Genomic DNA, 6,000 nt, shown 5'->3' with positions numbered 1-6,000 from the left:
TACTGCAGGGGGGACCCTGTGGGAGAGTAGGTCGCCGCCGAACAGTTTTTGTGGGGAAGCCCCGCACCCTTGTGGTGCGGGGCTTTCTCGCGTTCGGAGCGTCTAGTCTCGGACCATGCGCTACGAACTGGTCATCTTCGACAACGACGGGGTGCTCGTGGACAGCGAGCCGATCTCCAACACGATCCTGGCCGAGTACCTCACCGAACTCGGCCACCCCACCTCGTACCAGGAAAGCCTTCGGGACTACATGGGGGCCGCCGTGCATCGCGTGCACGATCTCGTCGAGGAGAGAACGGGCGGGAAGCTGCCCGACGACTTCGACGAGACGTTTCACTCGCGCGTATTCGCGGCGTTCCGCCAGGAGTTGGTACCGGTGCCGGGCGTCGAGGACGTGCTGGCGGGGCTCGTCGCCGACGGGGTGGCCTACTGCGTGGCGTCGTCCGGGAGCCATGAGCGGATCCGGGTCGGGCACCTCAAGACCGGGCTGGACCAGTGGTTCGAAGAGGACTGGATCTTCAGCGTGGACGACGTCGGGCGCGGCAAGCCGGCGCCGGACCTGTTCCTGTATGCCGCCGAACGGATGGGCGTCGCCCCCGAGCGGTGCGTCGTCATCGAGGACAGCCCGCTCGGTGTGCAGGCGGCGAAGGCCGCGGGGATGGACGTGTACGGGTTCACGTCGATGATGCCGGCGGACCGGCTCACCGGGGTGACGGGCCTCTTCTCCGACATGAGCCAACTGCGGGAAATGCTCGCGTGATCTCTCTACCCACGGGTAGAGACTGGCCCTACGCTCGCCGCCATGACTGTGGCCATGACAGATGCGCGCCTGCGGCACGGCAGGGCCTCCCTCACACTGAGCTTCTTCGCGCAGGGAGTCACGTTCGCTCTGCTCGTGACACGGATACCCGCGATCCAGGACCGGTACGGGATATCCGACGGACTGCTGCCGGCGTTTCTGGCCGCGGTGCCGATCCTCGCCGGTGTGGGCAGCGTGATCACCGAGAAGGTGGTCTCGCGGGTGCGGCCGGGCGTCGTACTCAGGTGGGCGCAGCCCGTGGTGATGCTCGCGCTGGTCGCCGCCGGAGCGGGTGACGCGCTGTGGGAAGCGGCGCTCGCGCTCGGGGTGTTCGGGCTCGCCGTCGGGGCGCTCGACGCCTCCATGAACATGATCGGGGTGAGCCTCCAGCGGGCGTACGGGCGTTCCATCATGCTCGGGTTCCATGCCGCGTACAGCCTGGGTGGGATCGTTGGGGCGTCGACGGCGTGGGCCGCGGCGCACTGGGACCTCTCGCTGCTGATGGCGTACCTCCCGGCCGTCGTCGTGCTGCTGCCCGCCGCGTTCGTCGGCAGCCGGTGGTACGTCGAGGGCGGGGCGGCGGCCGCGGGACCGGGGGAGGAAGGGACCAAGGACGCTGCCTCGGTCTCCTTCAAGCTGCTGATGCCGCTCTGTCTCGTCATGAGCTTCGCGTACATCGGGGACTCGACGGTCTCCAACTGGAGTGCGAAGTACCTCCATGACGTGCTGGGGAGTTCGGAGCAGCTGTCGACCGTCCCGTACAACGTCTACATGGTGACGACGCTGCTGGGACGGACCGTCGGGGACTTCGGGGTGCGGCGGTTCGGGGCCGTGGCCGTGGTGCGGTTCGGGAGTGTGCTGGCGGCCGGCGGGTTCGCCGTGGTCGCGGCGGCCGGCGGGGCCTGGCTCGGGATGCTCGGGTTCACGATGCTGGGGTTCGGGCTGTGCGTGGTCATGCCGCAGACGTTCGTCGCCGCCGGGCGGATGTTCCCCGGCGCGAGCGAGACGGCCATCGCGCGGCTCAACGTCTTCAACTATGTGGGCTTCCTGATCGGTTCGCCGCTCGTGGGGGTGCTGGGGGACGCGTGGAGCTACCGCGGGGCGATGCTGGTGCCGATGGTGCTGGTGCTCGCGACGCTGGCGTACGCCAAGTCGTTCGACGCGCCGCCCGCCCGATACGGTGGCGGGCATGAGCGGCCGCACACAGCTGATGTGGGATGACGCAGTCACGGGATACGACTTCGGGGAAGGCCACCCGATGGACCCCGTGCGACTCGCCCTGACGATGGGGCTGGTGCGGGCGTTGGGACTCGACCGTGCTGTGGACGTGGTGGCGGGCAGGCCCGCCGGGGACTCGACCTTGCGCCTGGTGCACCGTGAGGACTACGTGGCGGCCGTGCGCGCGGCCTCCGCCGATCCGGAGCGGGCCGATCAGCGCTACGGGCTCGGGACGGTCGACGACCCCGCGTTCCGGGGGATGCACGAGGCGTCGGCGCTGATCGCCGGGCAGTCGGTGGCCGCGGCCGAGGCGGTGTGGCGCGGCGACACCGCGCACGCGGTGAACTTCACCGGCGGGCTGCACCACGCCATGCCGGGCGGCGCGGCCGGGTTCTGCGTCTACAACGACGCGGCGCTCGCCATCGCGCGGATGCTGGAACTGGGCGCCGAGCGGATCGCGTACGTCGATGTCGATGTGCACCACGGCGACGGGGTGCAGGCGGCGTTCGGGGAGGACCCGAGGGTCCTGACCGTGTCGCTGCACGAGCACCCCCGCACCCTCTTCCCACAGACCGGCTGGCCTCAGGAGACCGGCATCGGGGCGGGCGAGGGCAGCGCGGTGAACGTGGCGCTGCCCGCCGGCACGGGCGACGCGGGATGGCTGCGGGCGTTCCACGCGGTGGTGCCGGAACTGCTGGCGGACTTCCGGCCGCAGGTCCTGGTCACCCAGCACGGGGCCGACACACACTTCGAGGACCCGCTCGCCCACTTCGCGGTGTCGCTGGACGCTCAGCGCGCCGTGATGACGGCCTGTCACGAACTCGCTCACACCCACGCGGAGGGCGGGCGCTGGATCGCGCTCGGCGGTGGCGGGTACGAGGTGGTCGACGTGGTGCCGCGGTCCTGGGCGCATCTGGTGGGGATCGCCGCGCACACGCCGGTGGATCCGGAGTCGGTGATCCCGTCCTCGTGGCGGGACGAGGTCTACGCGCGGACACGGCGGTTGGGGCCGGCCCGGATGACGGACGGGCGTGCTCCCTCCTGGAAGCCGTGGGAGGAGGGGTACGACCCCGCGGACCGGCTCGACCAGGCGGTGCTGGCGACCCGGCGGGCGGCGTTCCCGCTGCGGGGGCTGCTGGCCTGAGACCCCGTCGTTCCGTGTCGTGGTCGCGGGAGTTCTCGTACGCGTCGAGTTCCGTTACGCCAACGGTGGGGCGTCATCCGGCTTTTGGCCTCCCGTTCGGGTGGTTGGGGAAGCATCGGCGGGGTGTTGAGCACCGGAGCGCTGCGTGCGCATCTGTTGAGGGCCCGGCTGGCCGGACCTGTGGCCACGACGCGGGAGGCGAGCCTGCGGAGCTATCGGCTCTTCGCGGCCCGTGATCCGCGCATGACGCTCGGCCTTGCCCCCGAGGGGGACTGGGACGAGTACGAGCTTCTTCGTCTGATGGCCGACAAGTGCGGGGTCTGTGACGATCCGGCCTTCGTCTCGGGCCCCGACGTGATCGATCCCGAACGGACTCTGGCGGGGCTGGAGGCGTTCGCCGGGCGGCTGTCGGAGGCCGCTTCGCGACGGTCGCCGGTGTTGTTCGGCACCGGGCATCCGCATCGGCTGCTCGGTTTCTACGTAGCGCTGGCAGACGCCGTGTCGGCGGCGGGGTGTCCCGTCCTCACCCCCGCGCAGGGGCGATGTATCGACATAACGACCCGGTTCGGCGTACGTACGTGCCGCCTCGATTACGTACGAGGGGTCGCGATGGTGCGTGAGCCGGGCGCACGGAGTCCGGGTGACGGCACCGGCGCACACACCCACTCGCCGTTGCCGGTACGGGTCGCCCTGGAGGCGGCGGCGGTGGGCAGTGGGCGGCTTCCCGGGCTGGTCGTCGGGGACCACGGATGGGTCTGCGGAGCAGGTCAGCTGGGCATCGAGGCGATCGGGCTGGCGGACACGGACGACCCCGCGCTGTTCGTCGGGGAGGCCGAGGGGCGGGTGTCGGTCGCCGTGCCGCTCGACGACGCCGTACGGTCCGCCTCCTATCTGCCGCTCACGCGCTATGTACTCAATCGGGCGTGTCTGTCACAGTAGGCGGCCGGTCACCTCTCCTCTTCCCCACTCGCATCACCCGCCCCTAATCTGGGGAGTGAGCGCACAACGACGAAGAGTCACCGGAGGGGAAGCCGGTGCGCGTCTCGTGCGGAAGGTACAGGTGGGTCATGGCTGCTGGCAGCGAAAGGCCTCTCAACGAGGTCAAGTTTCTGACCGTGGCGGAAGTCGCCTCGGTCATGAGGGTGTCGAAGATGACCGTGTACCGTTTGGTGCACAGCGGTCATCTGCCGGCGATCCGGGTGGGCAGGTCCTTCCGGGTTCCGGAGCAAGCGGTTCACGAGTATCTCCGCGAGTCCTTCGTGGGGGTGGAATCCGCCTGATACCGGGGCGGAGTCCACCTGATATTCGCCTCGGATTACGTCCCTCACGCGGTGGCGGGTAGGCTAGGCCGACGTAGGTCGTGTGGGCCCAGACGCCCCGCACCGATCCCCGCTGGCGTGGGGATGTTCCGAGAAGTGAGCGAGGGTAGTCGTGGGCTCTGTTATCAAGAAGCGGCGTAAGCGGATGGCCAAGAAGAAGCACCGCAAGCTGCTCAAGCGCACGCGCGTTCAGCGTCGCAACAAGAAGTAAGCGAACGCGGTTCGTGATTCCGCAGCCCTCCCGCCGAAATGGCGGGAGGGCTGCGGCGCGTTGTGGAGAGGTACCCGCATTCGGGCCAAGAGTCGGACGAAGCCCGCCGCGAGGTCGTCGCGGGGCGACGTCCACCCGCTACGGTGACGGCCAGGTAGAACCTTTCGACGGAAGGCGCTGATCTTGGGGAAGGTCGTGCTGGTCACGGGAGCGGCCCGGCAGCTGGGCGGCCGTTTCGTGCGGCGCATCCAGCGTGATCCGGAGGTGGACCGGGTGATCGCCGTCGACGCCGTCGCGCCCGGGCACTCGCTGGGCGACGCCCAGTTCGTGGCGGCGGACATCCGTCGGCCCACCATCGCGAGGGTGCTCGCGGAGCACGCGGTCGACACGGTCGTCCATCTGGACGTCTCCGCGAAGTCGGCCGGTACGGGAGGCCGGACCGCGGTCAAGGAGACCAACGTCATCGGCACGATGCAACTGCTGGGGGCCTGCCAGAAGGCCCCGCGCGTACGGCGGCTGGTGGTCAAGTCCAGTACGAACGTGTACGGTTCCGCGCCCCGCGATCCGGCGGTCTTCAGCGAGACGACCCCGCCCAAGTCGCTGCCCAGCGGTGGGTTCGCGAAGGACGTGGTGGAGGTCGAGGGGTATGTACGGGGCTTCGCGCGCCGTCGGCCGGACGTCGCCGTGTGCGTGCTCAGGTTCGCGAACATCCTCGGGCCGGAGGCGGATTCGCCGCTCGCCGACTATCTGTCGCTGCCCGTCCTGCCGACGGTGTTCGGGTACGACCCGAGACTCCAGTTCGTGCACGAGGACGATGTCCTCGACGTCCTGGGCATCGCCTCGCGGGAGCCGAGGCGCGGGACGCTGAACAGCGGCACCTTCAACATCGCCGGGGACGGGGTGCTGCTGCTCTCGCAGTGCGGGCGGCGGCTCGGACGGCCGACGATGCCGCTGCTGCTGCCCGCCGTCACCTGGGTCGGTCAGGCGCTGCGCCGGGCCGGCATGACGGACTTCTCGCCGGAGCAGATCCGGCTGCTGACCCACGGGCGGGTGGTGTCGACCGTCCAGATGCGCGAGACCCTGGGGTTCCACCCGGCGTTCACCACCGCGGAGACGTTCGCGGAGTTCGCGCGCGGTCAGGGCCCCGGTCTGCTGCCGCCGGAGGCGGTGGGACGGGCGGTCGACAGGCTGGCCGCCGCACCGTTCATCGGGGCGGCGGGCGGAGCGTCGCGGATCACCGGGGCGGGCGGCACGTCCCCGACCCCCAGCGCCGGCAGGCAGTAGAACCCCCGGCACCGGCAGGCAACAG

Annotated in this window: 7 protein-coding genes; all 7 read left to right on the top strand. The window is 70.1% G+C overall.

What is annotated here, in order from left to right; genetic code table 11:
• Nucleotides 1-115 precede the first annotated feature (115 nt).
• Entirely contained in the window at nucleotides 116-760 is a 645-nt protein-coding gene (locus ACFYY6_RS25220; protein ID WP_351521386.1) for an HAD family hydrolase, read from the top strand.
• A 54-nt stretch (nucleotides 761-814) separates the two neighbouring features.
• The gene (locus ACFYY6_RS25215) at nucleotides 815-2,020 is read left to right on the top strand and encodes an MFS transporter (RefSeq protein ID WP_389195274.1); all 1,206 of its coding nucleotides are present in this window, start codon (nucleotides 815-817) and stop codon (nucleotides 2,018-2,020) included.
• Nucleotides 1,989-3,161, top strand: coding sequence for an acetoin utilization protein AcuC (locus ACFYY6_RS25210; protein ID WP_351635332.1), 1,173 nt, complete (start codon nucleotides 1,989-1,991; stop codon nucleotides 3,159-3,161). The genes ACFYY6_RS25215 and ACFYY6_RS25210 overlap by 32 nt, the downstream gene beginning before the upstream one ends.
• Before the next feature lie 123 nt (nucleotides 3,162-3,284).
• Nucleotides 3,285-4,100, top strand: a complete 816-nt coding sequence (locus ACFYY6_RS25205; RefSeq protein ID WP_388652203.1) for a phosphatase — start codon at nucleotides 3,285-3,287, stop codon at nucleotides 4,098-4,100.
• Between the two features lie 128 nt (nucleotides 4,101-4,228).
• On the top strand, nucleotides 4,229-4,441 hold the full coding sequence (locus ACFYY6_RS25200; protein WP_014046653.1) for a helix-turn-helix domain-containing protein: 213 nt from the start codon (nucleotides 4,229-4,231) through the stop codon (nucleotides 4,439-4,441).
• A 151-nt stretch (nucleotides 4,442-4,592) separates the two neighbouring features.
• Complete coding sequence (locus ACFYY6_RS25195; RefSeq protein ID WP_003948845.1) at nucleotides 4,593-4,691, top strand: 30S ribosomal protein bS22; 99 nt, start codon at nucleotides 4,593-4,595, stop codon at nucleotides 4,689-4,691.
• A gap of 183 nt (nucleotides 4,692-4,874) precedes the next feature.
• The gene (locus ACFYY6_RS25190; RefSeq protein WP_388652205.1) at nucleotides 4,875-5,975 is read left to right on the top strand and encodes an NAD-dependent epimerase/dehydratase family protein; all 1,101 of its coding nucleotides are present in this window, start codon (nucleotides 4,875-4,877) and stop codon (nucleotides 5,973-5,975) included.
• The last annotated feature ends 25 nt before the right edge of the window (nucleotides 5,976-6,000 follow it).

Source organism: Streptomyces sp. NPDC001750 (assembly GCF_042892615.1).
GTDB lineage: Bacteria > Actinomycetota > Actinomycetes > Streptomycetales > Streptomycetaceae > Streptomyces.
This window is presented reverse-complemented; position numbering and strand designations above follow the sequence as displayed.